Genomic DNA, 26,919 nt, shown 5'->3' on the forward strand with positions numbered 1-26,919 from the left:
CCCTCATCAGAGGATCAGGACGAGGTTGTCCTTGTGGATGACCTCGTCATAGACGGTTTCATCGAGGGTTTGATGCACCTGATCGGTACGTAAGCCCCGGATCAAGCGGGCTTCGGACGTTGCGTAGTTCGTCAGTCCGCGCGCGAACTCCTGCCCTTGATCGTCACGGATTCCCACCACGTCGCCTTTATCGAACTCGCCGATCACCTCGATGATCCCGATGGCAAGCAAGCTTCGCGATCCCGATTCCAGCGCTTGTCTGGCCCCGGAGTCGACCACGTAATGTCCTCTTGGCCGTGCCGTCAGCCCGATCCAACGCTTTCGTGCGGTCTGCGTCGAGCCTCGCGCAAGGAAGAGCGAGCCTACGGTTTCCCCTGCCAGGATCCTCGTAAGCGGGTCAGCCTTTTGACCGGAAGCGATGATGACCGACCCCCCGGCGTGAGTGACCAAACGCACCGCTTCGAGTTTGCTCCGCATTCCCCCCGTACCGAGCGAACTCCGGCTCGTACCGGCCCGTCCGAACGTCTCCTCATCGAGATTCACCACCAGCGGAATCGGTTCTCCCCCGACTTCGCCTGTGCCCGGATCGGTGGGGTAGAGTCCATCGACCACGCTCAAGATCACGAGCAACGGAGCTTGGAGCAGGTTGGTAACCATCGCGGCGAGTCGGTCATTGTCGCCGAATTTGATCTCGGCGACACTGATTGTGTCGTTCTCGTTGATGATCGGGACGGCGTTCCAGTCGAACAAGGCCGTCAGCGTATTCCTCATATTCAGGTAACGGGCGCGATTATCGAAATCCTCATGAGTCAACAAGAGTTGGGCCGCGTGCCGTCCATGACGGCGAAGCCCCTCGTCGTAGGCCCGGATGAGGTAGGATTGTCCCACTGCCGCCGCGGCCTGAAGCTGCGGTAAATTCTCGGGGCGGCGAGTCAGGTTGAGTTGTCCCAGACCGGCTCCAACGGCGCCCGAGCTCACCAGGGCTACTTTTCGACCGGTTGCCATCACCGCGCAAATCTGCTCGGCAAGGTGGCCAATTCGAGCCGGGTCGAGGCGGCCGTCCTTACCCGTCAGAACGCTGGTGCCAACCTTGACGACCCAGGTTTGTGCCGAGAGAACCACATCATCGCGAACCAGGTCACGTACCATCGCCATGAATCGAGTCTCTATCGCAAGTGTGGTTGAGGTCTGTCGTAAAAGAAGCGATAATATTAGCTTTGACCCATAAACTTCCGTGTTTATGGCGAAATAAAATCGTCCGTTTCTTCGCTTTCCGCAAGGTGTATACGGGAGATGAACGACTCAAGTCGATTGGGTGAAGGTTGTCTTCAGAGGCGAGCGCCATTATAATAAAGTCTCACAACCGGCCCTAGATCAACTGCGTGAACGAGCTAACAGGGCCCGCGTCTCTTTCCCTTTTGTTGCGCTCCCCACTTGCGACAAGGGCGGGGGCTGGTCAACGGGAACAATCCAAGCTCATGGGCGAACTGAATCACGAGTGTGGCGTGGCGGCCGTTTACCACGCTGCTGGCCCGGCCGTCTCCACGCTCGCACCGATCCCGGGGGATCTCAACAGTGTTACGCGGATGATCCCGCGGATGCTGCTGGACATGCAGAACCGGGGTCAGCTCGCGGCGGGAATGAGCAGTTTTCACCCCGGGCGTACCGCCCTGCTCAAAACGCACAAGGAAGTGGGAACGGTGGCCGAGGCCTTTCGCCTGAACCATAAGGCGAAGTTCGAGGCGATCATGCGGGGCCAGGATGGTCAGGCCGCCATCGGTCACGTTCGCTACGCCACTTGCGGCGGCGCTGATCGTAGCTACGCGCAGCCCTTCGAACGTGAACATGGGCGCATGGCCAAGTGGTTTGCGTTTGCGTTCAACGGTCAACTCGCCAATTATCAAGAGCTCAAGCAAGAGTTACTCGATCAGGGCGACTATCACCTGAAGCGTGATACCGACACCGAAATCCTGATGCACCTGCTCAGTCATGAGCTCCAGGGTGAAGGGCTCGAGACCGATTGGCAAGGGGTTTTCAGTCGGCTGGCCGATCGGCTCGACGGCGCCTACAACATCGTGTTGCTTTCGGCGAAGGGTGACTTGATCGTCGCTCGCGACCCACTTGGTTTCCGGCCGCTCTGTGTCGCCGAGCATGGTCCCCTCTTCGCCGCGGCCAGCGAAAGCTCTCCGCTGGCGAATCTCGGTTTCCAGAACATTCGCTCCCTGGATCCGGGAACGATGGTCATCGCCAATCAAAGCGGAGTGCGGGTCGAGCGATTTGCCGCTTCGCCTCGTCGCGCTCACTGCTTCTTCGAGTGGATCTACTTCGCCAACGTCGCGAGCACCCTCGACGATCGTTCCGTCTATCTGAGTCGGGCCACCTTAGGTGAGGAGCTGGCTCGACTCGAAGATGTCCCCCTCGATCCCGATACCATCGTCGTCCCGGTGCCCGACACCGCGAAGGCTGCGGCAGACGCCATGGCGTTTGCACTCGGTGTTCGGTCCGTCGAAGGCTTGATGCGAAATCGTTACGTCGGTCGAACGTTCATCGAGGGAACGGCGGATCGGGCGGCCAAGGCCCGCTTGAAGTACACGCCACTTCCCGAGGTGCTTGCCGGCAAACGCGTCCTCCTCGTCGAAGACAGCATCGTCCGATCCACCACGATGCGAGCCCTCGTCCACGAGATTCGGGACCGGGGCGGAGCGCGTGAGATTCACCTGCGCGTGGCCTGCCCGCCGATCATCGCTCCCTGTTTTTACGGGATCGACATGTCGCGCCGCGACGAGCTCTTCGCCACAAAGTTCTTGAACGCACCGGACGGCCGAATTTCGATCGAAGACCAGGACCGGATGGCCAAGGAACTGGGTGCGGATAGCTTGCGATATTTGCCAGTAGAAGCGATCGCGCGGGCTGTTTCGATGTCGTCCGACCAACTATGCCGCGCCTGCATCACGGGTCAATACCCAAGCAACGCGGGACAGAAACTCTACCAGCTCGACATCTCCGGCGGCTCGCAACCCAAGGGGGGGAAGCGAGCTTATGAGATGGCTGCGACCAGTCCAATTCGCTCGGCCACCTGAGAGCGAATTTCTGATCTGAGTCTCAATCGAATGAGAAGCGCAAGGCCCACCCGGTCTCATCCCTGAGGATGACGCCAGGTGGGCTTTATCGATGACATACTCAGGAGAGCTCAGGCTTGCGAGCCAGTAATGCAAGGACTCGCTTGCCTTGCAAGATTCTTGGTAGCCTGGAAGGTATCCAGGCTCCCCCACATGCACGCTAACTCCGCATGGTGAGCCGGTAGAGGGGACGCTTTCATCGAAGCCGATAGAGCTTGCGGTAGATCGGCCGGCCTTCGATCCGATACTTTCGTTCGAAATTCGTCAGGTAGTCCAAGTCATGCTCGGGTGTCTTGGGCTCGCTGATCGGGATGTCCTCGAACAGCGTGTGGGTCGCCATCAACTCGCAGATCACCCCGAAGTATTCTTCGACGTCGGTGACCACCGACAGCTCCCCGTGGGGGACAAGACCGCGCTCGATGCTGACCACGAGGCCTTCATTGAAGACGCGTCGCTTCCTGTGCCTTTTCTTCCACCAGGGATCGGGGAAATAGACGTGAACCACCCTGAGGCTCTGTGGGGGAACGTAGCGTGCCAGGAAAAGAAGGGCGTCGCCTGGAAGCACTTTGACGTTCGTTAAATGCTGCTTCGCAATGCGCTCCGCGGCCTGCGCTGCATATTTTCGAGCCACCTCGATGCCGAGGTAGTTGCACTTCGGATCGCGTGCCGCCGCGTTGGCGAGAAAGAGTCCCTTGCCTGAACCCACCTCGAGCTCGACCGGATGATCGTTGCCGAACATTGCCGGCCAATCCACGGGCGTCGAGCAGGTGGCCAGATCAAGGATGTAAGGAATGGCGTCCGCTGCCATCCGGTATCGCGGACGTTCCCTCGGGACTCGTTCGGGGACAATTTCGTGGGCTTCCCGTTCTTCAGACGTTTCCGACACCGTGGCAACCTCGTGGGAACTTAGTATTCAATCCTGCGTTCTTGAATGCGTAGGGACAACCTTCAGTCGAAGCGACCAGGATCGTTCGGCGTGTCGGGCGTCAGCAGCAAGCGGTTCCGACAGACTTCGAGCGATTCTTCCAGGGTGCGGCGGCGAGCTGTCCCCGCTGGAATCGACTCTTCGATCAGGCGTTCCGCGCGTTCGAGCTGTTCCCAGGCCTCCTCACAACGACCCAGGTCGGCCAGAATCATGCAGGCGGTCCAGGCATGCGTGGGATTGCGCGGATCCACTAGCGCCGCCCGTTCCAAAAGTGCGATCGCTTCCGGGGCGCGCCCGAGCTTCCAAAGCGCAAATCCCTGCTTCGCGAGAAAGCGTCCACCCCGACCATCCAGTTGCTCGGCCTCGAGAAATTGGATGTAGGCCTCACGCCATTCCTCCCGCAAGAGGTAGCAATCCCCTAGCGCACCGGAGAGCCGCGGAGACCGTCCCCTCGTTTCGATCTGACGTTGAAGGTCAGCGAGCGCTGCGTCGACCTGTCCGGATCGGGCCAGAATCATTGCTCGGGCGATTCGTTGATGCCGCGGTCGTACCAGAATGAGCAGGAATAGCACGATCAGGAGCCCGACCACGCCCATGAGGAAGGCGAAGAACGCCCAGAACGCATAGCCGGGTCCGACGCCCGCACGTTCGAGTGCAGGCCTGCTCAGGTAGGCGACCGCCCCGAGCAGCAGGCCGGTCGACCACCACACCATTCTCGGAACGGGTCGAGGCACAATCCTGCGGGAGCCACGTGTGGCTCCCCCTCGCTGGGCGATGACGATCAAAGACCGCGGGTCGATCCTGAGGCGCGAACTCACCAGTCAGCACGACGAAGAACCACGCCACCTCGAAGTAGGATCACACTCAAGGGTGAAATCCGACGCATCGTCCCGGTCGGGAATACGACTCTCATTCCTTGGCGGGTTTTACTTCTGGAGTCTTCACTTCGGGACGTTTCACTTCGCGACCCGCCAGGGGAACTCCGATAATCCGTCCGTGGTAGACCATGTTCGAGCCAACAAACCCCTGAGTCTCGAAGATCGTCTGGCGTCGGTTGACCTTCTTGGATTGCGAAACCAAAACGAGTCGGTCACCCGGTCGAACCTGCCCTCGGAAGCGGACGTCTTCCATGCCGCCAAACCCGAGGAATCCGCCTTCCATGAGATTGATGAAGTGGCAGTAGAAGCTCGACAACTGAGCCGCCGCCTCGCAGATCAGCACGCCAGGCATCAACGCGTAGTCGGGCATGTGGCCCCGGATCCAGAACTCGTCGAATCCGACGTCTTTGTAGCCGATGATCAGGTGGCGTTCCGGGTCGCACGAGATGATGGCGGTTAATTGCTCCATCTCGAACCGTTGCGGGTTGCCCAGACGAATTCCTTCCCGATCGATGAGCACACGGGAGGTATCAATCGTCGCGGGATCAACCAGGGCAACGGGCGGCATTCCAGAACGTCCTTTCCCAAGGCAGGCGATAATAGGCGCGGGCTGGTCGCCGCTACGGGAGGGACCAGTTAACAATCTCAGATCCTGTCAGCGGTGCTCGACTTACCCCACAGGGTGGATCCGGTCCGGCGCGAAGATTCCCGCTATCATGACCGGAGGCCGGGCAGACGACAAGAGGATTCATTCTTAAGTTGACGCAAAGGTCGCATTGACATGACGATAGAAGCATCGTACCGGCGACCGCTCGGGACCATGGTGGCCTACGGTTTTGAGGTGGTCGACTTTGCCAGCGAGCTCGACCTGGCCCACCGCCTCGGCGCCGAAGTTCTGGAAATCTTTCCCGAGTGGCGAAGCGAACCCGACCCTGCGTCCCTGCGCACACGGGTTTCCGACGCCGGTCTGGTGATCCATAGCGCCCACGGCTGCTGGGGTGGTCAATCGATTCGCGCGGCTCGAGTTGACCTCGGTGACCCCGACCTCGAACGTCATCGTGAGTCGATTGAGGATCTCCAACGGTGCGTGGATTGGCTTCATGAGGCGGGAGGAACCTGCCTGGTTGTTCATCCAGGGGGCCTTTCCGCCCCCGAGGAAAGGCTTAGCCGACGAGCCGCACTCGCCCGCGGTTTGATGCAGCTTGTCGAGCATGCACGCGGTACCCGCATTGTGATCTGTGTGGAGAATATGCCTCCAGGGGTTCATCCAGGGAGTCGGATGGCCGACCTGGCCGGCCTGGTGGCCGAACTGAGCCAAGCAGGACTCGCGATCGCGCTCGATACGGGCCATGCCCACCTCTCGCTCGATCTTGGGTCGGAAACCAAGGCGGCCGGCCATTGGCTTCGGACGACGCACGTTCACGATAACAACGGGCGACATGACACCCATCAGCCACCTGGCCTTGGCACTATTGATTGGCACGCCTGGGGACGAGCTCTCGACGAGATCGAGTACCGTGGCCCAATCATGCTCGAGTGCGTCCGCCACCTGAGGAAGGACCCAGCGTCGATCAGTCCCGCATTCCTGGAGACGCTTCAGCTCCTGACCCGAGGCGTTTCCAGGCGTCGAGCCGAGGATCGGCGTTGATTCTTACCCGCAAGCTTGAGCGGGATTGTGTGGGCAGGCGCACACCACGGCTCACCTGGAAAATGGGGGGATGTTGACGGCCATGCCGCATGCTCCGTCGACGCCAGTTGAACTGCTCGACAGCAGTGGTCCCGCGGCAAAGACGGTCGCGCCGGGCTGCCGATAGGAACTCGAGAGCCGTCTGCTCGGGAGCGAGCCGTACGGACTCATTCATGGAAGTGGTCGAGTTCTGACGGGCAAGGAGGAGCAACGTCGTGGCACTCAACCTGAGCCGACGCGAAGCGCTGGGCGTCCTCGGCGCTATCGGGGCCGCGACGGCGTCGACCGCGCCTACCCCGGCGGCAGCCAGTCACGTGGAAGTGGGCCGTTACGTCAAACGTCAAGGCGTTCACGGTCGGATGACCGGAGCCCAAGCCGCAGCGGCCGCTCTCTTCTGCGAAGGGGTCCAATGCGTCTTCGGAATTCCAGGCGCCCAGAGCAACGAGTTCTGGGATGCCTTGAAAGCGCGACGGCTTCCCTATCTCCTGGTCACGAACGAGTCGTCGGCAAGCGTCATGGCCGATGCAGCGGCTCGGGTCACGGGACAGCCGGGAGTCTTCAACGTCGTACCGGGACCAGGCCTGACGAATGCCATGACCGGAATTGGTGAGGCGCTGCTCGACAGCGTCCCCATCGTCGGCATCATCACCGACGTGATCCAAGGACCGGACGCTCCCCTCGGCCAGGTTCACTCGCTCCCCAACGCCGCCCTGCTCCGCCCGCTTGTGAAAGCCTTGATCGAGGTGCAACACCAGGCGGAGATCCCGGGAGCGATCTATCAGGCGTTCGAGATCGCCCGCTCCGGTGAACCCGGTCCTGTGGGAATCATGATTCCCTTTCCCCACTTCAATGCCGTCTGGGACTACGACCAGCCGCCGCCCCCACCCCGGCCGCTTCCATTCGACGAGAATGCGTACCGGCAAGTTCTCGGTCAGCTCTCGAATCGCTCGCGCCGAGTCGGAATCTACGCGGGTCTTGGTTGCATGGATGCTGGTCCGGCACTGACCGCCGTCGCCGAGATGCTCCAGGCACCGGTGGCCACCTCGGTCAGTGGCAAAGGCTGCATTTCCGATTGCCATCCCTTGGCCGTCGGCTGGGGATACGGCAAGCAAGGGACGCGAGCCGCTGAGAAAACGTTCAAGGACGTTGACCTCGTGCTGGCCGTCGGTGTTCGCTACAGCGAAGTCTCAACCGCCAACTACGCGATCCCTCCCCATAACGTCATTCATGTCGATGCGAACCCGCATAACCTTGGGCGCAATGTCCCCACCTGCGTGAAACTGTGCGCGGACTCTCAGGTCTTTTTCGACCGGTTGCTCGCCGACGCCCCTTCGATCCAGCGCCCGCCCTCCCCACCGCTCTTGAAGAAGATCAAGGATGTGCGGCAAGTCGATCACCGCGAGAACTCGGTCCCGAAGATCACCCGCGGCGTCGACCCGATGTACTTCCTGACGCAACTCCGCTACGCCCTCGGCCCGGACGAGTTGATCTTCGTGGACGTCACCGCATCCACGCACTGGGCCTCCGAGGCGATCAGCGTTCAGGGGCCGCGTCGCTATTTCACACCGACGAACAACCAGAGCATGGGGTGGGCGATTCCCGCGGCCATCGGGGCGCAACGCGTCCGGCCCGACCGCCAGGTCGTTTCGATTACCGGCGACGGATGCTTCCTGATGTCGGCCATGGAGCTCTCGACGGCCGCTCGAGCCTGCCTACCGGTGAAATTTTTCGTTCTCGACGACGGCGCATACCACTACATGCAGATGCTCCAGGAGCCGGTCTACCGCCGGACCACGGCCACGGAGATCGCCCGCATCGACTACGCGGCCTTCGCACGCGGAGTGGGCCTCGGTTACAACGAGATCGCCCAAAATCCGGATGTGGGAAACGGCATCGGTCGTGCCCTGGCGACTCCTGGTCCCCTCCTCACTCGCGTCATCATCAGCTACGAAGGGCGGGAGGTCCGCTGGCTCAACGCCCTCAAATCGACCTACGTCAGTCGTCTACCGACCGACGCCAAGGTGCGGATGGCATCGCGGATTGGCGTCCGCTCATTGAGCCGCCGCCCCGATGATGATTGAACCCGTTATGCGGGGCAGTCCGGTTGAAAGAGCGAAGTCCGGCCGAGAGCTGACCGATAATTCAGCAGTCTCCAGTTCAATCTACGCGTCCTAGCCGTCCTGTAGGGTGAGTTTGACCAGCATGTTGCGACCTGGGAATCCAGGTAGTCTAGGTTGCCGGTAATACTTGACTGGGTCGGTTGGACTTCCTCGAAAGAGGTGGGGACCGTAAGATGCCCCGCCGATGCAGACTTTACTGAGTGTGGCTGGATGCTGCCCGGTTGAAGTCTGCGGCGTCCATCGGATGAAGTGATACACATGGATGTTAGCACAAGTCCCTCGGTCCCTCATGTGGAGTTCTTTCCTCCTCCACACAAACCACGAGGACCGAGTCGTTGGATCGGCTGGGTGACTGACGACCACCGGCAGCTAGTCCGGTTCTGGCCGGTCGTCCAGAACATGGTTGTCCAGGATCTGCGCGTCCGGTACCAGCGTTCAGTGCTGGGGTTTTTCTGGACGTTGCTCCATCCGATCCTGATGATGACCACCTTGACGATCGTCTTTTCGCAGCTTCTTGAGATCAAGCGCGAGGACTACGCAATTTACCTGTTCGCCGGAATGGTTCCCTGGAACTTTCTGAGTGGAACTGTCAACGACTCGGCATTTTCGATCATCCATAATGAAGCGTTGATTCGGAAGATCTTCTTGCCCAAGTTGATCTTCCCATTAACACGCTTATTGATCAACTTGACGACGTTCGTGCTCTCGATGGTCGCCTTGTTCATCCTGATGAAGCCGCTGGGCGTGCGATTCACCCCGCAGCTCCTGCTACTCCCGGTCGCGATTCTGCTGCTGTCGGGATTCACGCTTGGTCTGGGCCTGATTGTCGCCACGACCAACACCTTCTTCCGCGACTGCGGACACCTGGTGTCGGTCATCTTGCAAGCCTGGTATTTCATGACGCCGATCATCTACGAATCGACCAATTTGCCCCCCTGGCGACTCTGGGCGAACCCGGCGTACCCGTTTATCAAGCTTTTCCAGGTCATTCTCTCTGAAGGGAAGTGGCCCGACCCGTTTCTATTATTGGCGGCTACCGGCATTGCGACGGTGAGCCTGGGGATCGGTTATGTCGCATTCAAGTGTCATGAAGACAAGTTCGTCTTCCGACTCTAGTCGCGTTTTGCGGTGGGAACGCCATCTCCCCGCGACCGAGGCCCTGGTCGATCTCGAGGACGTCTCGCTCAATTTTGTCAGCTACTTTGACAAGACTTACTCGTTGAAGCGAGCTGTCCTCGACCTGCTTCTCCGCCGTGAAGCGCCCATGCCGACGTCCGAATTCTGGGCGCTGCGAGGGGTGAACCTTCGGATCGGCAAAGGGGAACGGATCGGCATCGTAGGGTCCAACGGCGCCGGCAAGAGTACGCTCCTCCGTCTGATGGCGCGGATCTATCCGCCGACCTCCGGAAATCTCCGGATTCGCGGTACGGTCGCGCCTCTCATTGAAATGGGGGCAGGATTCAACCCCGAACTCTCGGGGATGGACAATATCCTGCTCAACGGCGCGATGCTTGGCATCAAGCGTCGCGAAATGCTCGAAAAGGTCGACGGCATCTTCGAGTTCACCGGCTTGCGGGAATTCGCCGACTTGCCGTTGAAATACTATTCGAGCGGCATGTTCATGCGTCTCGCGTTTGCGATCGCCACGGAGATTGATCCTGATATTCTCCTGATCGACGAATCGTTAGGCGCCGGTGATGCCGCATTCGTCGCGAAGGCGAAGGCACGGATCATGGGTCTTCTTGACCGATCCAATGTTGTGATCATCGTATCGCACGACATGAATGCGCTTCGTGAGATGTGTACACGAGGAATCTGGATGCGACGTGGACAGGTCGCCGGAGACGGCCCGATTGACGAAGTGATTGAGCAGTACATGCAAGACGCGGGTCCAACGCCGTCTTGACCGATTCCACACCCGGCGTATCATGCGAACGCCCGCCCTTTTTGAGGGTCGGCGTCATGGATGAATCCCCTTGGGTCGATGGAGTGACCCGCCCATGTCTCTTGCCTGCTTAGCGATCGTCGCATCCTCTTTGCTGGGATGGACTGACATCACCGTGCAGCCGAGTCGAGGCGAGCGTGCGCACTCAGCCTCGTACCGAAACCTGGCCACCCTCGACCGAGCCACCGATCGGACGCTCGATACGATCAAACGCTACGACATGTCGCGTCAATATCGTTTCGGGACCGATCGGGTCTTGTCGAGCCTCGTGAAGCTCGCTCGGGAGCGACCCGAACCGGAATTGGTCTACGCTCTGGCCGAGCTCTGCTGGGTCGAGGGACGTCGGCTCGATAAGTGGCGAAAAGCGAACGCCATCGACTATTATGTCGATTCGGTCGCGTATGCCCACGATTTTCTCACCGACCCCGAACTGGTTCGCCCGGATGGCCAGCGCGGATCCGATCCCCGCTACAGAACCGCGATGGATCTGTACAACGCAGGACTCGAGCGCATCCTCCGCGCCGCGCAAACCGTCGGACCGATCACGCCCGAAGGTTCGATCAAGCTCAAGATCCGCGGCCATGAGCAAGTGTTTCGGATCTCGCTCGCGAATTCCGCCTGGGCGATCGACGACGTGGACAAGATCATTCTCGCTTCCGACTACGAGGTGAGCGGCCTGATCTCGAAAACGTACCATTACGGCCTCGGCGTTCCCTTGATCGGTGTTCGATTGGCCGATGGTCCGACTCAAGAGGAAACCCGGTTCTATCCCCCGGAAATGACCTTTCCGCTGACCGCGTATCTCAAGCCCACCTCGCGACTTCGTGATACGGGTAGCGACGCGAGCGCGAGCCGCGAATGTAGCATCGAGCTGATTGATCCGGTCAGAACGAGAACCGTCTGCCCGCCGATCCTCATCCCGGTCGAGTCCGACTACAGCACTCCCCTGGCCTACATGTGGTCGCGAACGGACCTGAACCGCTATCGGTGGACCGGTCTGCTCCGGCCTGATAAAGCACTCGGTCGCGCCAACCTGATGCTGCTCCGGCCCTATGAGCCCGGCAAGATTCCCGTCGTGATGGTCCATGGCCTGATCTCAAGCCCGCTGGCCTGGATCCCCATGATCAACGAATTGCTTAACGATCCAAGCGTTCAGCAGCGCTACCAGTTCATGCTCTACATGTACCCGACGGGCGTGCCCATCCCGATCGCCTCTTCCATGCTCCGCGAATCCCTTCGTGAAGCCCAGCGAAAATACAACCCCGACGGGGCTGATCCCGCTTTTGATCAGATGGTGCTGCTCGGCCACAGCATGGGGGGACTGCTCAGCCATACGATGACGCTCGATAGCGATGACAAACTCTGGCAGCTCAATACCGATCGTCCGTTCAAAGAGATCGAAGGGCCAAAAGAGGTCCTTGACGAGCTTCAAGGTTACTTCTTCTTCAAGCCGCTTCCGTTCGTTCGACGCGTCGTTTTCTTGGCGACTCCGCACCGAGGGTCGGATCTGAGCCGGAGTTTCGTCGGCCGAGTGAGCTCGGGATTGATTGCATACTCTGATCATATCAATGAACTTCTGATGAAGTTGGTCAAGGAAAATCCCGATGCGTTCGACAAACGCAAGTTCCGTCGGCTGCCCACGAGCATCGAGACCCTGGAATCGATCTCACCGAACACCCCGTCAATCCTCAAGGCGATCCTGATGATGAAGCCACGTTCGGATGTGGTTTATCATTCGATCATCGGGTCGTTGAAACCGGGCGGAGTCGATACGACGACCGACAGTGTGGTTAGTTATGGCAGTGCGCACCTCGACGGCGTCGAGTCGGAGCTCCTGGTCCGATCCGATCACGGAGTTCAGAAGGATCCTGAAGCGATTCAAGAAGTGCGCCGAATCCTTCTGAAACATGCAGCCGCTCCCGGCGGCGTCACGCTTCCACGGGCCGCGTTGTCGTCCCCGATCGGCTCGCGGTAAGTCGGAACTGTCCCCTTGGAGTGGTCTCATGCTCGGCCTGAACTCGTTGGCCTCCGCGATCCGAGGAAGTTTATGGCTCGTCCGTCGGGGAGGCTTGCGTGAACGACTCGATGATCTGGATCAGCGCGTGGCCGCGCTGGATCAGCGCGCAGTGGCTCTGGATCAGCGCACGGCCACGCTGGAACAGCTCGTCGACCATCGTGTTGAGGAGTTGGGCAGTCGCTTCGACCTGATCCTCCGTGAACTCCACTCGGTTGCCAACCGCCTCGCGCAAATTGAACAGGGAGCCGCCGCGGTCAACGCACTTGATGAGAAACGCTGGTTGGAACTGGGTCAGAGGCTCGAAGCGTCCTCACGCGAATCGGCCGGTACAGCGGTCCGCACCGAGCAACGCCTCTCGAACATTGGTGACACCGCACAAGGTGCCCACGATCGCGCTTACGACACCCTTCGCAAGGTTGATCAAATCGATGATCTCCTGCGATCGCGCAGTCGCGTGTTCGGCCACGAGATGTTCCTCGATCCGACCGACTCGATTGTCTCGCCGATGTTGCTTCGCGACGGCTATTTCGAGCCCTATGAGACAACCCTGATCGAGTCCGAAGTGAAGGCGGGAGACGTGGTCCTCGACATCGGCGCGAATATCGGCTACTACACGCTGATCTTTGCTCGGCTGGTAGGCGACCACGGACGAGTCTACGCGTTTGAGCCGGACCCGACAAACTTCCGCCTTCTGAAGAAGAATGTCCGCGCGAATGGCTATCATAACGTCATATTCGTCAACAAGGCGGTTGCCGAGGTTTCCGGGCCGCTTTCCCTTTATCTCTGCCCTGATAACAAGGGGGACCACCGGATTTTTGCGTCCGAGGACGATCGGGACGCCATCCCGATTCAGGCGACCACTCTGGATGAATATTTTGCCGAATACCAAGGTAAAATTGACTTCATCAAGATGGACATTCAGGGATCCGAAGGCCGCGCCGTCCGCGGAATGCAAAAACTCCTCCGCAGGCATCACGACGTGAAAATCATCACCGAGTTCTGGCCGGCCGGTTTGCTTCGTAGCGGCATCGAGGCGAGAGAGTACCTCGCCGATCTCGACCGTCAAGGTTTCGGCCTCTTTCGGATTGATGAAGATGGAGAAACCACCGAGTCGACCACGATGGAAGAGCTGCTTTCACTCTACCCAGATAATCGCGAAGACTTCGGCAATCTCTATTGCGCACGGAGCGCCTGAGGATTTTCGAGTGGCGACTCAGCCACTCGTTCCTTTCCTTTTCCGCCTTCACGGCGTTCAGATTCACTTCCAGGAAGACGTCATCGCGGTATCGACCGAAATTCATCCTACTTCTGAATGCCAAGATAAACGCAATTCTTACACATCAGTTGGTACGTTTTACGAATACTTCAACGAATGACAGTGAGAGACTTGGGGCTATGTGTGGGCCAGGAGACTGGTATCCGTCGCGGAACGAAGAGTTCTGAGTCTATCGCAAGGAAACCGGTCCGTCTGTCTGCCCCGGAGGCCGAAATTCGCGGGAGAAACTCGTTCCCACCCGGAGCGTGCGAACGAGATCCTGTTATCCTTGCTACAGTCTCTTAGTTCTTGCAGAGTTCCCTCGAATGGAAGACGATTGTGGTCTGATCGAAAGACGGCGCAAATTTTGCTAGTTGCCCCGTGGCGAGACGTCCCGGCCAGGCGTCGAGGACTCGCCGCGATGAGGGGAACGCACGAGCCATGTTCTTTCAACCGATCATTCAGCGGTTTTCCGGTGCACGTCATGCGAACCTGCCGGGTGAGGCGCGGATCGCGATTGTCAGCACGCCCCGGTCGGGCAACACCTGGCTCTGCAACATGCTGGATCACGCCTACGAGTGTGCGACCCGTGAACACGGCGAACTCGCCCTCTATAATCCGCTCGATGCTCCGTGGCGCAACCTCCCCGACCGATGCATCATCATGACTCACTGGCATCGGGTCGAGCCACTGCCGACGCTCTGGAAGCAGCACCGCTTCTTCACCATTACACTGGCACGGCACCCGCTGGACGTGCTCATCTCGATCCTGCGCTACGCGCCCTGTGAAGGCTCTCTTGGCTGGCTTTCCGGGCAAGAAGGAGATGAACGGCCCATCTTCGGAGTCTCACCTGAGAGCGAGGCGTTCATTCGGTATGCGACCAGTCGACGTGCCAAGGCGCTGCTCGCGGTGAGTACCCAATGGTGGACCGCGCAAGGGGTTCATCGGATCCGGTATGAGGATCTGGTCCGGAATCCAAAACGGCAGCTTTTGCAGATAGCAAAATCTCTGGGAACTTCGCCCTCGATTGGGTTCGACGGCGCAGTCACCTCGTGTGCGATGCCTCGCTTTCGCAACCCGATTACCGCAAGACACATCTGGCCAGGAAAACCAGGGCTTTGGAGAACACTCCTCACGGCGCACGTGGCTCAGCGGATTGCCGCGGCCCATCAAGATGTCTTTTCGGCACTCGGTTACGTCTGCAATCCCGATCGCACGCTCGATTCGCGAAGGGCCTCTCACAACTGGGCGAGAATCGTGACGGCCAAGTCAGGAGACTTCGGGTTCGGCTCGTCGCAATCCGTTGCGTGAGCGGTGTCCGACCGACCAGTTTGCTCGACCCCGCGGCCTGAAACGGCTACACTACCATCAGTTGTCACAACCCTGGTTCCCACATTTTTTGGATGCCGAACTGATGAGCGAGACCCTGGCCGATCGGCTCGTGAAGTTTGCCCTCGAGACACGATTCGATGACCTGCCCGAAGTGGTCATTCTCGAGGCAAAGCGGCGCCTTCTCGACGCGTTCGGCTGTGCCGCTGGGGCTCTCGAAGAGGAAGCCCCGTTGATTGCGCGACGAGTGGCCGCGAAGGTCGGTGGCGACCGCGGTTCCGCCCTCTTTGGCGGCGGACGCGCTTCGGCTGACTGGGCGGCGTTCTCGAACGGGGTCCACATCCGTTACCTCGACTGCAACGACACCTATCTCTCGCTCGAGCCAGCACATCCCAGCGATAACTGGGCCGCGGTCATGGCGGCCGGGGAAGAAGTCGGCGCGGATGGTCGCGCCTGGATTACCGCGGCGGCCATCGCCTACGAGGTCCAGTGCCGCCTCTGTGATGCCGCCAGCATCCGGGCGCGAGGATGGGATCACACGACTTACGGCTCGCTCTCCACGTCCCTGGCCGCGGCGAAACTTTTCGGTCTCTCCCATGCCCAGGCGGTTCACGCCCTGGGGATCGCGGGGACGACCGGGACCGCGCTCCGATTGACTCGCGCAGGTGAGTTGTCGATGTGGAAGGGATGCGCCTTCGCCCACGCCGCACGCAACGGCGTCTTCGCCGCAATGCTCGCCCGAGAAGGGATGTCAGGACCGGCCCCCTTGTTCGAAGGTGATATGGGTTTTTGCCAGCAGGTCTCCGGCCCGCTCGAACTTCCCAAGTTGGGGGGGCCGTCGGCGGACGACTGGATGCTCCCCAAGACCTCGATCAAGTTCGTTCCCGCCGAGTACCACAGTCAGTCCGCCATCGCGGCCGCGTTTGAACTCCGCTCTAAAATCGGCGACCTGACCAAGATTCGCTCGATTGAAATCGCGACGTTCCGCACCGCGGTTGAAATTATTGGCCAGGATCCCGAGAAGTGGCGGCCGAAGACGCGTGAGACCGCGGATCACAGCCTGCCCTACTGCACTGTGGTCGCTCTCCTGGATGGGGAAGTCTCGGCCCGGCAATTCCTCCCTGAGCGCCTTTCCGACCCTGCCCTGCTCGACCTCGTTTCTCGCACCACTGTCGTCGAGGACCCGAAGTTGACGGCTGGGTATCCCGCCGGGATCCCTAACCGAGTGCGCATCAGCCTCGAAGATGGCTCGGTCCTCGAGTCGGAAGTCGCGTTTCCGCCCGGGCACGACAAGAATCCGCTCACGGATGCTCAACTCGCTCTGAAATTTCATGGCCTCGTCGACCCGGCACTCGGTGTCGCGCAAGCTGAAAAGATCTGGAACCAACTTTCGCGGCTCGAGTCTGACCCCAAACCGCACGAGTCGATTTTCCTCCTCAGCGCTCATTAAGCACTGGCGAATTTCCTCACCCGTTGCTCAATAAAGCCGCCTGGTCGGTTGGATCATCTTGATGCGAGCCGGGAGTGCAAGCTCCCGGTCCGCACGCTTTACGAAGCGGGCCACCCCGTGGGCATGGTCTACCTCCTCTCCCTAACCTCAGCCGGGCGCCAACATTCGCGGCTCGCCTCCTCGACCTCCGGCCTGATTGATCAGTCGTTCACCATCGGAGCGAAGGGGATTCGGAATTGTGCAAAATGGCTTGATGAGGTAAGACTCCGAACAACCCGTCGCGTGAGGTTTTAAAGCAGGACTCAGCCGATCGGACGAATTCCTCGGCGCAGCGAGCTCATTCATGGATGAATGTTCAGACTCCACTCACGAGCCACATTTCTCCGAATCGAACCGCATTCGAGTCATTGACCGTATCGGGGTGCAGCCCGGCCTCACCTTTTCCGCGGTGATCGACGCCCGAGCCCTTGATTCGATCAGTCTCGACCTTGCGGCGGGTCGTTTTCCATCGTCGACCCGGCCAGCGATTGAATATTTGCAGGCAACGACGCCTCGAGGGGGGCGCGTTCTCGACCTGGGAACTCATATCGGCACCTTCACGCTCGCAGCGGCGGCGCTCGGGTATGAGGTCATGGGAGTCGAAGCCTCTCCGCAAAACGTCTCGCTCCTGAGAGCAAGCCTTCAAAAGAATCGGTTCGGTCGAGTCCACCTCGTCAACGCCGCGGTGAGTGATCGGTCAGGAACGCTCGAATTCTCCCCGGCAGGGCCGTACGGCTACGTCGGAGCCGCCGGGGTGGGCCGAAGTTCAGTTTCGATCCCCGCGTTGAGAGTCGACGACCTGCTGGCGGAACGGGGCTGGGATCGAGTCGATTTCCTCAAAATGGATATTGAAGGTTCAGAGATCGCCGGACTTCAGGGAATGCCTCGGCTCCTCTCGGCCTCGAATGCTCCCACCGTCTTCGTAGAATCAAATGGACATACCCTGCGTTTTTTCGACGAGTCACCGACGCGTCTGAAACAACTGCTGGAGGGCTACGGTTACCGAAGTTACCTCATCGAAGCCGGTCGGCTCTGCCCGGTTCAACCGGGGGACTTTCAACCGATCACATGCGTCGACTATCTGGCTCTGAAACGATTGAGTCCAGTCCTGAATGGTTGCCGTATAGACCGTCCACTCACGTACAAAGAGGTTGTGGTCCGCATCGTTCACTCGGCCCATTCCGAGCACGACTCCGAGCGTCTCTATATCTCCCGGACTCTCACCAGTGCGGGCTCGGAGATACTCGCCTCGAGGCGAGTTCACGAGATCGTGGAGTTGCTTCGGCGGGACAAGTGCCAGGACGTCCGGGAGGCTGCCGCGACAATCACGTTACCGACCGCTCGCCCGGATTGGTGGATTGGCTGCCATCGAGGGATCGAAGCCATCCGAAGGCCATTCTTTCGGAGCCGCGGTAGAGCCCACAAGCCTTCGAATGCGAGCACGCATCTCGGATGAGCACCTCGTGATTTGGTAAAGTTCAGTGAAGGGTCAGGGTCGGTCCTGCCGATTCGTTCGATTAGGATGCGCGAGATGCGCGGGCGTTGTCGAGCGTTCGGGCAAACGGCCGAGATCTCGACGAGACCAGGACTCCTCAAGGACGAGGATGAAGCATGCTCTTTAATACGTTCCACTTCGCGTACTTCTTCGCGATCCTCCTGCCGCTCTACTGGATCCTTCCACACAAGCCGCAGAACTACCTGATCCTGGCCGCGAGTTACTACTTTTACTCGTGCTGGGATCCGCGATTCGTCTCGTTGCTGCTCCTTTCGACGGTGATGGATTATGCCTGTGGACTGGCTGTCGATCGCATTGAGACACCAAGAAAACGTAAGCTGTTTGTCGCGATCAGCATGGTGCTAAACCTCGGCATGCTTGGTTATTTCAAATATTACAACTTCTTCGCAGAAAGCCTTCAGGCCGCCTTGGCACGAGGCGGAATTTCCGTTCCCTTGGCCCAGTTGAACGTGGTCTTGCCAATTGGCATCTCGTTCTACACGTTCCAGTCGATGAGCTATGTCATCGACGTCTACAGGCGTGACATCAAGCCGACGAAAAACTTCGTCGAATTCGCGGCCTTCGTCTCGTTCTTCCCCCACTTGGTTGCCGGACCGATCATGCGTCCGACAACGCTTCTGCCCCAAATCGAGAAGCCTCGACGATTCAACCTCCAGCAGTTCTATCAGGGGATTTACCTGATTTTCTGGGGACTGACCAAGAAGGTGGTCGTCGCCGACAATCTCGCGGGGATCGTGAACGACCTGTTCAATCGGTGGGAAACGATCGACGGCGGTCTGGCGATGATCGCGATCTACGCGTTCGCCTTCCAGATCTATTGCGACTTCTCGGGATACACCGATGCCGCGCGAGGAATCGCGAAGTGCCTCGGTATTGAGTTGGCCCTGAACTTCAACCTTCCCTACTTCGCCACCAGCCCGCAAGACTTCTGGAGCCGTTGGCATATCAGTCTTTCCACCTGGTTGCGTGACTATCTCTACATTCCTTTGGGAGGAAGCCGGGGGAGTCAGGTCAAGCTCTATCGCAACCTGATGCTGACGATGATTATCGGTGGTCTCTGGCATGGGGCGGCGTGGACGTTCATTCTCTGGGGCTTTTATCAAGGGGCCTTGCTCGTCGCTCATCGACTCGCACGACCGCTCCTGGATCGAGTCCATCCCACCGAGTTGGTGGACCGCGCCTGCTGGAAGGCGTTGCGAATCTTCGTCACCTTCCACCTGGTCTGCTTCGGCTGGTTGATCTTCCGGGCCACTTCCATTGCCCAGGTCAAGGGAATGCTCGGAGCGATCGTCTTCAAAGCCGCCATCCCGGCATCGGCTTACATCCTCCCGGTCTCGGTCTGTATTCTCCCCCTCTTGCTCGTCCAGTTCGTCCAGTTCCTCTCGAAGGATCTTGATGTCGTCTTCCGCACGCCCTGGTACGTCCGTAGCGTCTTCTACACGGCGTGCTTCTATGCGTTCGTTCTGGGCGGCAATTTCGGTGGGAGCCAGTTCATTTACTTCCAGTTCTAACCGGATCAAGAGGACCGCAATGCGCTCGCTGTCTCTCCGCCAGCGCGGCTCGGCCCTCCCGGGCGGCCTGCTGGGAATGCTCCTGCTGTTGGGGGTGATCGAGTCCTATGTCGCGAGACATGATCTCGACTATACCCGGTCCGACTTCTGGGATTGGAAGTTGACCGGCAGAAATGCACAAGCAAAGACACAAGACTGCAATGTCCTCTGCTTCGGAACCAGCCGAATCCAGCAGTCGATCGTACCGAAGGTGATCGAGCACCAGAGTGGCCTGAAAACCTGGAATCTCGGGGTATGCTGGGGACAGGCTCCGGCAGCCTACTTCTTACTAAAACGAGCGCTCGATTCGGGCGCCAGGCCCACATCAATCCTCGTCGAATATCATCCGACGACGCTTCAAGCGGATCCCTGGACCGCGAAGGGGTTCTGGCCTGAATTGTTGAATCTCAAGGAATCGTTCGATCTCGCCTGGTCTGCTCGTGACGCGACGTTCTTCGGGGCGACGGTCCTCGCCCACAACGTCCCCTCGGTCAAGGATCGATCGCAGATCCAGACCATGGTGCTTGCGGCTTTGGCCGGCGAGAACGTCACTCATTGGACGTCCACACTCACGGCGATGCGAAATCGAAACGTCAACCGTGGCGCGTACATCATGCCGGGTGTAGGAGGTTTCAAAGGCCAGGTTGGCGGACAGTATCAGGACGCCTTCTTCGGTAAGTCCTGGGCCTGCACGCCCGTAAACCAGTCTTATATCCGGAGATTTCTCGAACTGGCAAGTTCGCGAAACATCCAGGTTTACTGGGTACTACCACCGTTCACGCCTGAGCTTCAAGCCAAGCGGGAGCAGGCGAATAATGTCGCCCTCTATACCGCTTTCGTGCGTCAATGGATGGCCGAATTTCCCAGCCTCACAGTGCTCGACGCGGAATACTCCCAGTTTGCCCCCAATGTCTTCTTCGACGCGGCCCACCTCGATCGACAAGGTGCATTGGCGCTCAGTGCGGCGGTCGGTGACCTGCTCCGAACCCTGCCCGAGCAGCCTCCAAAAGATCGGTGGGTCACGCTCCCTGCTTATCAGGAGTGGAATCCGACATTCCGGGTGGAGGACATCCCTATGTCTCAGGCATACCTCCTGCAAATTGGGAAGATCCGGCGATGAGCTCGCCAAAGTGCTTTCGAATGCCTGGCTGCGTCCCTCGCGGGCTGATCGGGATGATCGGGATGATCATCATGGTCGAGTCTATCATCGCCTGTCATCATCTTGATTTTACTCGCTTCTATATTCATGACTGGAGGGCGATCGGCAAGACGGTTCGGTTGCGCTCTCCTGCTTGCTCGCTCCTTTGCTTTGGTGACAGTCTCGTGAAGTTCGGAGTGCTGCCGCGGGTAATCCAAGACCAGACTGAGGCAAAGGCGTATAACGTGTCGCTCTGCGGTGGGCAGGCTGCTTCCAGCTATTTCTTGCTCCGGCGGGCGATCGAAGCAGAGTCGAGACCATCCACCGTCCTGGTTGACTACGCTCCTCATCTGCTGATGGCCGGCCCGAGGCACAACATGCGTCAGTGGCCTGAATTGTTGAGCCCATCCGAAGCGATCGAACTCGGATTGGCCGCCAAGCACGCGGGATTCTGTGCGGAGTTGGCCCTGCGTTGGATTTTTCCTTCCATGAAAGACCGGGACGAGGTCCGAGGCAATATCGTCGCCGCGTTCAGAGGCCGACCCGCATCCCGGCGCAACGATGTCATGGCCCACGCGGAGGTCTGGGAGACGAACCTCGGGGCCGATGTCCATCCCGAACGCCCCTCATTCGATGGCGAGGTCGATTTGGCCGATCCTGGCTACTTTCCCCGGAACTGGTCCTGCCACAGAGTCAATGAATATTTCATACACCGCTTTCTTGAGCTAGCCACCGCGAATGGCGTCCAGGTCGTCTGGCTCTTGCCTCCCGTTGTCCCCAAGTTCCAATCGCGCCGAGACGAGTTAGGACTTGAAGCAAAGTATACGTCGTTTCTGAAGCCATTGGTGTCAAAGTATCCGAACCTGACGGTCCTGGATGCTCGCCATTCAGGATACGATTCCTCGCAATTCGTCGACCCGCTCCATCTGAGTCGACACGGTGCTCACGCGTTTAGTCGGGAGATCGCCGTCGCTCTGGCCTCACTCCGTGCGGATGCGTCCCCTTCGGATCGGTGGGCTCAGTTGCCCCACCTTCGTACGAGTCGAGCCGAGTCCCTCTCGACCGATCGTCTGGATTCCAGCGTCACTCTTCACGTGCCAATCAAAGGACATCGACAATGAACGATGTGCCCCGGGATCACCGGCGTGGCTTAGTTCCTATTGGCTTGTTGGGGATGATCGTCCTGGTCACGACGATTGAACTTGGCGTGATGCGCGGCAACCTGGACTTCATGGACAACGTTGCCGTGAGTTGGAAGTACACGGGGAAGATCGTAAAGCGGAAGGCCAAGGGGAACTCAATCCTCTGCTTTGGCGATAGTATGCTGAAGTTTGGACTCTTGCCGCGAGTGCTCGCCGAAGGCACGGGCCAGAAGACGTATAGCCTTGCGGTACTGAGTGGATCGGCCCCGTCGAGCTACTACCTGCTCCGTCGGGCCCTGGACACAGGTGCTCGTCCCTCGGCGGTCATTGTCGATTTCGCGCGAGGGATCTTGGGGGACGGTCCCGCCTCGGAGACTCGGCCCTATCCTTGGGTCGAGCTTCTCAAGCCGAGAGAGGCTGCGGAACTGTGCTGGACGGCGAAGGATCCTAACCTAGTTGCGTCGATTGGACTTCGTTCGGTCTTACATTCCGTACGGCAGAGGCATGAAATCAGGGCCCACGTCATGGCCATGCTGGGGGGAAAACCGACCGGCCAACGCGACGTGGCCCCAGCGCTCTGGCGGAATTGGAATACAAACGACGGGGGACAAGCCAATCCCAAAGTCGAACCCTTCGCCGATGTCGTCGTTCCCGAGAGTCATCCGATCAAGTCTGGCACGTGGCGTTGTCATCCGGTGAACGAAACGTACCTTCACCGATTCGTCGAGCTCGCCCAGAGCCACGGGATCAAGGTTTACTGGATGTTGACGCCGGTCACTCCCGGGACCTTCTCGCACTGGGTACATAGCGGCGATGAACAACTCTTTGTCGACTACGTCCAACAGCAACAGGCCCGATTCCCCGGCCTGGTAGTTCTCGACGCTCGACAGTCGGGCTATGAACGGTCGGTGTTCGTCGATGGGGTACATCTCGATCGCGACGGTGCCGCCGCTCTCAGCGCCGGGGTTTCTCAGGCACTCCAGGTCTCGATATCGGAATCGAAATCGAAATCGGAACGAACCACGTGGATAAAGATTCCCGCATTTGATGATCAACTGCCACGGGTCGCGATTGAGGATGTCACGGAATCGCGATTGGCTTTGAAGTCAGTGCTGGAGCAGAGGAAACGGCGATGATCGCGTACGTTCCCTGCGCCCCACGACGCCGTGGGGTTTGATCGGGGTGATGTTTCTGAGCTTTGTGGTCGAACGTCTCGGCTTCATCACGACCCCGCCTTCCTCAGTCGGCACGGTGCGAACTGGCAATTCGCGGATCGAGACGTCGTGCGTCGCTCGCGTGCCTGCAATCTCCTCGGTTTCGGCGACAGCCAGTTGAAATATGGCGGTTCTCTTCCGCTATCAAGGCGCGGACGGGCCCCTCGGCGTATATTCGCCTCCGACTCCTGCGACATATGCCGTTTTCCGTCGGGTGATGGAATCGGGAGCATGACCGGCGGGTGCCTTGATCGACTGGCCCCGGAAATCATGTCGGTAGGTCCGGTGTCGACGAGCCGGTCCTATTTGGCCATGCGCAGCATCGGAACCGCGATGGAGCGATCGCCATCATCGCGGCATTTGCCGACTTGCTCAATCGGTCTCGACAGGGTCATTTGCCGGATGGACGATGGATGAAGTTTCCGAGGGCCTGGTGGATTCCCGCCCAGGTGGAAGGTTCGGTTCCGTTTCGACTCGTGTTGAAGGAACTTGCGAAGACAATTCGGCAAACCCATTTTCAGTTGCGATGGTTCATGTCAGCGAAAACTGGGTTCTTATGAGCCGGGTCCAGCATTTCAATTGCAATTCGTTGATTTGAATTGTTTCATGGATGAATTCGGATGTGTTAAAAAAAGACAGGGAGCTTGCGCTCCCCGTTTGCCTTTGCTTTTGTTTATGCCGGCCAAAGCGCACAAGGCGAGTTAGCCAGCTCGCAATTTCTCGTCGGGGGCGATCTCACCAGCGATCGCCAGCCTACCGGACTCCGGCGCCAGTTCCTCGACCGTTTGCTGGAGATAGTCGACCTGCCGTTGGAGGCGGACGAGCTCTCGCACGACATGCTCCATGAGCGTGTTCGCCTCATCAGAGAGCAACTGCTCGGTGGGGCGAAGGCATCGGGAGAGATAGCTCTCGAACTTGTGCAGAATCGGCCGGCGAAGCGGCAAAGTGCTACGCCAGAGTGCCTTTGCGATTTTCTTCACGAGTCGTTTCATGAATTCACCTGGATCAACGATTCCCAAGAGGAAGTGCGAGTTCAGCCCGCGCCGTCCGAGATTTCAGGCGATGATCGCCTTGCCGGAACGCCTCAGTCGCTTCTCGCGGAAGCTCTTTCCGGCCGCGGCGAGTTGCCTGTGGGAGCGTTCGATCGCCTCGACGTACTGTGCGGCCACGCGGGGCCATTCGTGATGCTCGACGCAATGCTTCCAGGCCGCTTCACCCAAGCGTTTCCGCTCAGTCTCATCGCTCGCGAGGTCGAAGAGCGAACGACGTAAGCCATCGATCCCTTCGGTTTCCCAGCGGACCTTGCGAACGACATCCGCAGGGTAATCCGAGAAGGTCGCCACATCGGTGACGATCGTTGGGACTCCGGCGGCCAGCATGTTGAGGAGTGCCCCAGAAGTCTCGCCGTTGGTCGGGGGCAGACGCAGGTTGATTCCCAGGTCTGTCACCGCGATCAAGTCGGTGAAATTATTCCAGGGTTGACGGCCAAGAAAACGGACGCGGTCGAGAAGTCCCAGGTCGGCGGCCTGGCGGCGGGCGATTCCGCCATCGGCATCCTCACCAACGAATAGGAACATCGCCTTCTCATTGGTCCTCGCGACCGCCTGGAAGGCGTCGAGCGCTTCGGGATTCATCTTATCGGGATGAATGAACCCGAAACTGGCCACGACGAGTGCATCCTGAGGAAGGTCGAACCGCGTGCGGATGGCCGCCTTTTCCTCGCTGGAAGGGCGCCTCGGCCAGATCCCGTGGGGAATGACCATCGTCCGCTCGGCATGCTCGGGTCGAGTGGCAGCCACCTGGGCCAGGCACCACGGCGAGTGAACAACAACGACGTTGGGGGTATCGAACATCCGGCGATTGAGATACCACCCTCGCTTGGCGCATTCTCTCGCCACGACTTCCCAATCCCAATCAACGCTCTTGAGCATCGATCGGATCTCTTCCTCGTGCTCGGGATACCAGAGCAGAAGTTCGTTGCGGATGTATTCGCGTTCCATTCCCCGGGTGTGTCCGTAGTGGAGATGGAATCCGGCCAGGCAGAAGTCGTGGAGTGTGGCCACGCCCGGATGGCGGAGCATCGTCTCATACAGGTAACTATGATAGCGAGAGTTACCCATCTGATAGACGATCGCGTGATAGTCTTTTGTTCCGGCGTAGAGCCCGAAGACACGAGCGTCGATGCACTCGAAATCGTCGGACGCAAGTGCAACGTCGGGTCGGTAACCGATGTCGTGGAACAAATCGATCTTGTACGTTTTCTTCAGCTCATTGAGCAGGAAAACGGAATAATCAGAGATTCCCGACTTGCGCGGGGGAAGCGGAGAGAAGTAAGCGATTCGCGGTCGCTTCGCATGGGCCCGATCGATCCGGAGGCGGGGCAGCGCCCGTCGGCGTCCCAGGCCTTCCACAGCCTTGGCGGCCCGTTCGGCAGTCAAGTCCCAACTGAACTGGCGCGACTGAACCTCCGCGCGATCCCGAAGTGTCTGCGCGAACTCGGGATTCACCAGGATCCGCTCGAGTTTCTCGGCAATATCGCTCGCATCGCTGACGTTGGCCAGAAGGCCGGCGTCTCCGACGACCTCGATCTGCGACGAGTTGTTTCCCGCCACGACTGGCGCGCCACATTGCATGGCTTCCAGAAGCGGCAGTCCAAACCCTTCGTAGTACGAGGGGAGCACAAACGCGGAACAGCGCTGGTAAAGAATCCGCAACGTCTCGTCGCTGACTTCGTTCGTCCAGATGAGCGGCCCGTCGACACCGTGCGCCTTGGCGTACTCGCGAACTTCGGCGATCTCCCACTCACCCGAGGAGAACGTCAGCACGAGCTGGTATTGCTCTTTGAGTCGTTCCTCCAGCCTGCCGAATGCGTCGATCAGGCCTCTCGTATTCTTTCGGTCAACCAGACCGCCGACGTTCAAGACGTACGGCTTGGTGATCCCAAGGCCCTGCAAGACGGCCTTTGTGGCCGCGGTCGGCGTTGGTGACGGATCCGGCACGAAGAATTTTCGGTCGCAGCCGGCGCCGATCGAAACGACTCTTTCGGCGGGAATATTCAGAGTCGAAAGAATATCTTGACGCGTTGCGTCAGAAATGGCGAGCAGTAGATCATACCCTCGCAGTACTTCCAGACTGCGATAGTAACGCATCAGGATCGGGTCGTATGCGTTCTCGACGGGGAAGAGGAACGGGATCAAGTCGTACACGACCGCGACCATCTTCAGGCCGTTGAGTGGAGGAGCCGGTGGGCAATAGTTGTCCCACGGTTCGAACGGGCTGAGGACCAGGAGGAGATCGAGCCCATCCGGGTTGGTCCGTACGAGTCGGTCCATCCGCTGGGTGACCGTTCCACCTTCCGCCTCGGAAGCTTGGCCGATGATGCGGACCGTCGCGCCCTCTGCCTCAGGAATCCTCTCGTCCGAGAGCGATTCATAGACATAGAACACGTACTCGTGCCCGTCGTCCCTGGCCAGAAGTGACGACACCAGATTGATGCCGTAGCGACCGATGCCGCGGTGGCCGTGATGGGGGGACTGCACCCCGAGCATGTCGACGCCGATTCTCACGGGAACGACCTCCTTGTCGTTGCATGCCT

General features: G+C 59.3%; 20 protein-coding genes. 14 read left to right on the top strand and 6 right to left on the bottom strand.

All coding sequences use genetic code 11. From position 1 onward, the window contains the following. Positions 1 to 6 precede the first annotated feature (6 nt). The gene (proB, locus tag V5E97_RS34605; RefSeq protein WP_406696093.1) at positions 7 to 1,155 is read right to left on the bottom strand and encodes a glutamate 5-kinase; all 1,149 of its coding nucleotides are present in this window, start codon (positions 1,153 to 1,155) and stop codon (positions 7 to 9) included. Between the two features lie 323 nt (positions 1,156 to 1,478). Here proB and V5E97_RS34610 point away from each other — a divergent pair, with 323 nt between their 5' ends. Continuing rightward, on the top strand, positions 1,479 to 3,080 hold the full coding sequence (locus tag V5E97_RS34610) for an amidophosphoribosyltransferase (RefSeq protein ID WP_406696094.1): 1,602 nt from the start codon (positions 1,479 to 1,481) through the stop codon (positions 3,078 to 3,080). A 235-nt stretch (positions 3,081 to 3,315) separates the two neighbouring features. Here the strand turns inward: V5E97_RS34610 and trmB are convergent, their stop codons facing one another. The 3 genes from trmB to V5E97_RS34625 form a co-directional block, all read right to left on the bottom strand. Beyond that, positions 3,316 to 3,927 (bottom strand): tRNA (guanosine(46)-N7)-methyltransferase TrmB, encoded by a 612-nt coding sequence (trmB, locus tag V5E97_RS34615; protein ID WP_406696095.1) that lies wholly within the window; start codon positions 3,925 to 3,927, stop codon positions 3,316 to 3,318. Between the two features lie 140 nt (positions 3,928 to 4,067). Next, the gene (locus V5E97_RS34620; RefSeq protein WP_406696096.1) at positions 4,068 to 4,757 is read right to left on the bottom strand and encodes a tetratricopeptide repeat protein; all 690 of its coding nucleotides are present in this window, start codon (positions 4,755 to 4,757) and stop codon (positions 4,068 to 4,070) included. A gap of 196 nt (positions 4,758 to 4,953) precedes the next feature. Continuing rightward, a complete protein-coding gene (locus V5E97_RS34625) occupies positions 4,954 to 5,490 on the bottom strand; it encodes a 3-hydroxyacyl-ACP dehydratase FabZ family protein (protein ID WP_406696097.1) in 537 nt (178 codons plus the stop codon). 213 nt (positions 5,491 to 5,703) lie between these two features. On the opposite strand from V5E97_RS34625, the gene V5E97_RS34630 reads away from it, so the two are divergent. The 13 genes from V5E97_RS34630 (at position 5,704) to V5E97_RS34690 (ending at position 23,246) form a co-directional block, all read left to right on the top strand. Then, the gene (locus tag V5E97_RS34630; RefSeq protein ID WP_406696098.1) at positions 5,704 to 6,570 is read left to right on the top strand and encodes a sugar phosphate isomerase/epimerase family protein; all 867 of its coding nucleotides are present in this window, start codon (positions 5,704 to 5,706) and stop codon (positions 6,568 to 6,570) included. 254 nt (positions 6,571 to 6,824) lie between these two features. Then, positions 6,825 to 8,690, top strand: coding sequence for a thiamine pyrophosphate-binding protein (locus V5E97_RS34635; RefSeq protein WP_406696099.1), 1,866 nt, complete (start codon positions 6,825 to 6,827; stop codon positions 8,688 to 8,690). A gap of 387 nt (positions 8,691 to 9,077) precedes the next feature. Then, a complete protein-coding gene (locus tag V5E97_RS34640) occupies positions 9,078 to 9,845 on the top strand; it encodes an ABC transporter permease (protein WP_406696100.1) in 768 nt (255 codons plus the stop codon). Beyond that, positions 9,799 to 10,635, top strand: a complete 837-nt coding sequence (locus tag V5E97_RS34645) for an ABC transporter ATP-binding protein (RefSeq protein ID WP_406696101.1) — start codon at positions 9,799 to 9,801, stop codon at positions 10,633 to 10,635. The genes V5E97_RS34640 and V5E97_RS34645 overlap by 47 nt, the downstream gene beginning before the upstream one ends. A gap of 94 nt (positions 10,636 to 10,729) precedes the next feature. Then, positions 10,730 to 12,649 (top strand): esterase/lipase family protein, encoded by a 1,920-nt coding sequence (locus V5E97_RS34650; RefSeq protein ID WP_406696102.1) that lies wholly within the window; start codon positions 10,730 to 10,732, stop codon positions 12,647 to 12,649. 28 nt (positions 12,650 to 12,677) lie between these two features. After that, positions 12,678 to 13,886, top strand: a complete 1,209-nt coding sequence (locus V5E97_RS34655; RefSeq protein ID WP_406696103.1) for an FkbM family methyltransferase — start codon at positions 12,678 to 12,680, stop codon at positions 13,884 to 13,886. 501 nt (positions 13,887 to 14,387) lie between these two features. Further along, complete coding sequence (locus tag V5E97_RS34660; RefSeq protein ID WP_406696104.1) at positions 14,388 to 15,257, top strand: sulfotransferase domain-containing protein; 870 nt, start codon at positions 14,388 to 14,390, stop codon at positions 15,255 to 15,257. 103 nt (positions 15,258 to 15,360) lie between these two features. Next, positions 15,361 to 16,725, top strand: a complete 1,365-nt coding sequence (locus V5E97_RS34665) for an MmgE/PrpD family protein (protein ID WP_406696105.1) — start codon at positions 15,361 to 15,363, stop codon at positions 16,723 to 16,725. A 343-nt stretch (positions 16,726 to 17,068) separates the two neighbouring features. Beyond that, on the top strand, positions 17,069 to 18,220 hold the full coding sequence (locus tag V5E97_RS34670; RefSeq protein ID WP_406696106.1) for an FkbM family methyltransferase: 1,152 nt from the start codon (positions 17,069 to 17,071) through the stop codon (positions 18,218 to 18,220). 155 nt (positions 18,221 to 18,375) lie between these two features. Then, complete coding sequence (locus tag V5E97_RS34675; protein ID WP_406696107.1) at positions 18,376 to 19,791, top strand: MBOAT family O-acyltransferase; 1,416 nt, start codon at positions 18,376 to 18,378, stop codon at positions 19,789 to 19,791. Positions 19,792 to 19,810: 19 nt separating this feature from the next. Then, positions 19,811 to 20,950: a hypothetical protein gene (locus V5E97_RS34680; RefSeq protein ID WP_406696108.1), complete on the top strand. Its 1,140-nt coding sequence runs from the start codon at positions 19,811 to 19,813 to the stop codon at positions 20,948 to 20,950. A gap of 71 nt (positions 20,951 to 21,021) precedes the next feature. Beyond that, positions 21,022 to 22,089, top strand: a complete 1,068-nt coding sequence (locus V5E97_RS34685; protein WP_406696109.1) for a hypothetical protein — start codon at positions 21,022 to 21,024, stop codon at positions 22,087 to 22,089. After that, positions 22,086 to 23,246: a hypothetical protein gene (locus V5E97_RS34690; protein WP_406696110.1), complete on the top strand. Its 1,161-nt coding sequence runs from the start codon at positions 22,086 to 22,088 to the stop codon at positions 23,244 to 23,246. The genes V5E97_RS34685 and V5E97_RS34690 overlap by 4 nt, the downstream gene beginning before the upstream one ends. A 779-nt stretch (positions 23,247 to 24,025) precedes the next feature. On the opposite strand, the gene V5E97_RS34695 is transcribed toward V5E97_RS34690, so the two are convergent. Together V5E97_RS34695 and V5E97_RS34700 are read right to left on the bottom strand one after the other, a co-directional pair. Beyond that, the gene (locus V5E97_RS34695; protein ID WP_406696111.1) at positions 24,026 to 24,316 is read right to left on the bottom strand and encodes a hypothetical protein; all 291 of its coding nucleotides are present in this window, start codon (positions 24,314 to 24,316) and stop codon (positions 24,026 to 24,028) included. Positions 24,317 to 24,379: 63 nt separating this feature from the next. Then, a complete protein-coding gene (locus tag V5E97_RS34700) occupies positions 24,380 to 26,890 on the bottom strand; it encodes a glycosyltransferase (RefSeq protein ID WP_406696112.1) in 2,511 nt (836 codons plus the stop codon). Positions 26,891 to 26,919 lie beyond the last annotated feature (29 nt).

It is taken from the genome of Singulisphaera photorubra, assembly GCF_045290345.1.
In the GTDB taxonomy this organism is placed as follows: Bacteria; Planctomycetota; Planctomycetia; order Isosphaerales; family Isosphaeraceae; genus Singulisphaera.

Excerpts from the sequence above, each read along its gene's own strand:
- V5E97_RS34690 (WP_406696110.1), top strand. The coding sequence starts at position 22,086 with ATGAACGATGTGCCCCGGGATCACCGGCGTGGCTTAGTTCCTATTGGC.
- V5E97_RS34655 (WP_406696103.1), top strand. The coding sequence starts at position 12,678 with ATGCTCGGCCTGAACTCGTTGGCCTCCGCGATCCGAGGAAGTTTATGG.
- V5E97_RS34670 (WP_406696106.1), top strand. The coding sequence starts at position 17,069 with ATGGATGAATGTTCAGACTCCACTCACGAGCCACATTTCTCCGAATCG.
- V5E97_RS34695 (WP_406696111.1), bottom strand. The coding sequence starts at position 24,316 with ATGAAACGACTCGTGAAGAAAATCGCAAAGGCACTCTGGCGTAGCACT.
- V5E97_RS34610 (WP_406696094.1), top strand. The coding sequence starts at position 1,479 with ATGGGCGAACTGAATCACGAGTGTGGCGTGGCGGCCGTTTACCACGCT.
- V5E97_RS34620 (WP_406696096.1), bottom strand. The coding sequence starts at position 4,757 with ATGGTGTGGTGGTCGACCGGCCTGCTGCTCGGGGCGGTCGCCTACCTG.
- V5E97_RS34665 (WP_406696105.1), top strand. The coding sequence starts at position 15,361 with ATGAGCGAGACCCTGGCCGATCGGCTCGTGAAGTTTGCCCTCGAGACA.
- V5E97_RS34630 (WP_406696098.1), top strand. The coding sequence starts at position 5,704 with ATGACGATAGAAGCATCGTACCGGCGACCGCTCGGGACCATGGTGGCC.
- V5E97_RS34675 (WP_406696107.1), top strand. The coding sequence starts at position 18,376 with ATGCTCTTTAATACGTTCCACTTCGCGTACTTCTTCGCGATCCTCCTG.
- V5E97_RS34680 (WP_406696108.1), top strand. The coding sequence starts at position 19,811 with ATGCGCTCGCTGTCTCTCCGCCAGCGCGGCTCGGCCCTCCCGGGCGGC.
- V5E97_RS34625 (WP_406696097.1), bottom strand. The coding sequence starts at position 5,490 with ATGCCGCCCGTTGCCCTGGTTGATCCCGCGACGATTGATACCTCCCGT.
- proB (WP_406696093.1), bottom strand. The coding sequence starts at position 1,155 with ATGGCGATGGTACGTGACCTGGTTCGCGATGATGTGGTTCTCTCGGCA.
- V5E97_RS34685 (WP_406696109.1), top strand. The coding sequence starts at position 21,022 with ATGGTCGAGTCTATCATCGCCTGTCATCATCTTGATTTTACTCGCTTC.
- V5E97_RS34645 (WP_406696101.1), top strand. The coding sequence starts at position 9,799 with ATGTCGCATTCAAGTGTCATGAAGACAAGTTCGTCTTCCGACTCTAGT.
- V5E97_RS34650 (WP_406696102.1), top strand. The coding sequence starts at position 10,730 with ATGTCTCTTGCCTGCTTAGCGATCGTCGCATCCTCTTTGCTGGGATGG.
- V5E97_RS34660 (WP_406696104.1), top strand. The coding sequence starts at position 14,388 with ATGTTCTTTCAACCGATCATTCAGCGGTTTTCCGGTGCACGTCATGCG.
- trmB (WP_406696095.1), bottom strand. The coding sequence starts at position 3,927 with ATGGCAGCGGACGCCATTCCTTACATCCTTGATCTGGCCACCTGCTCG.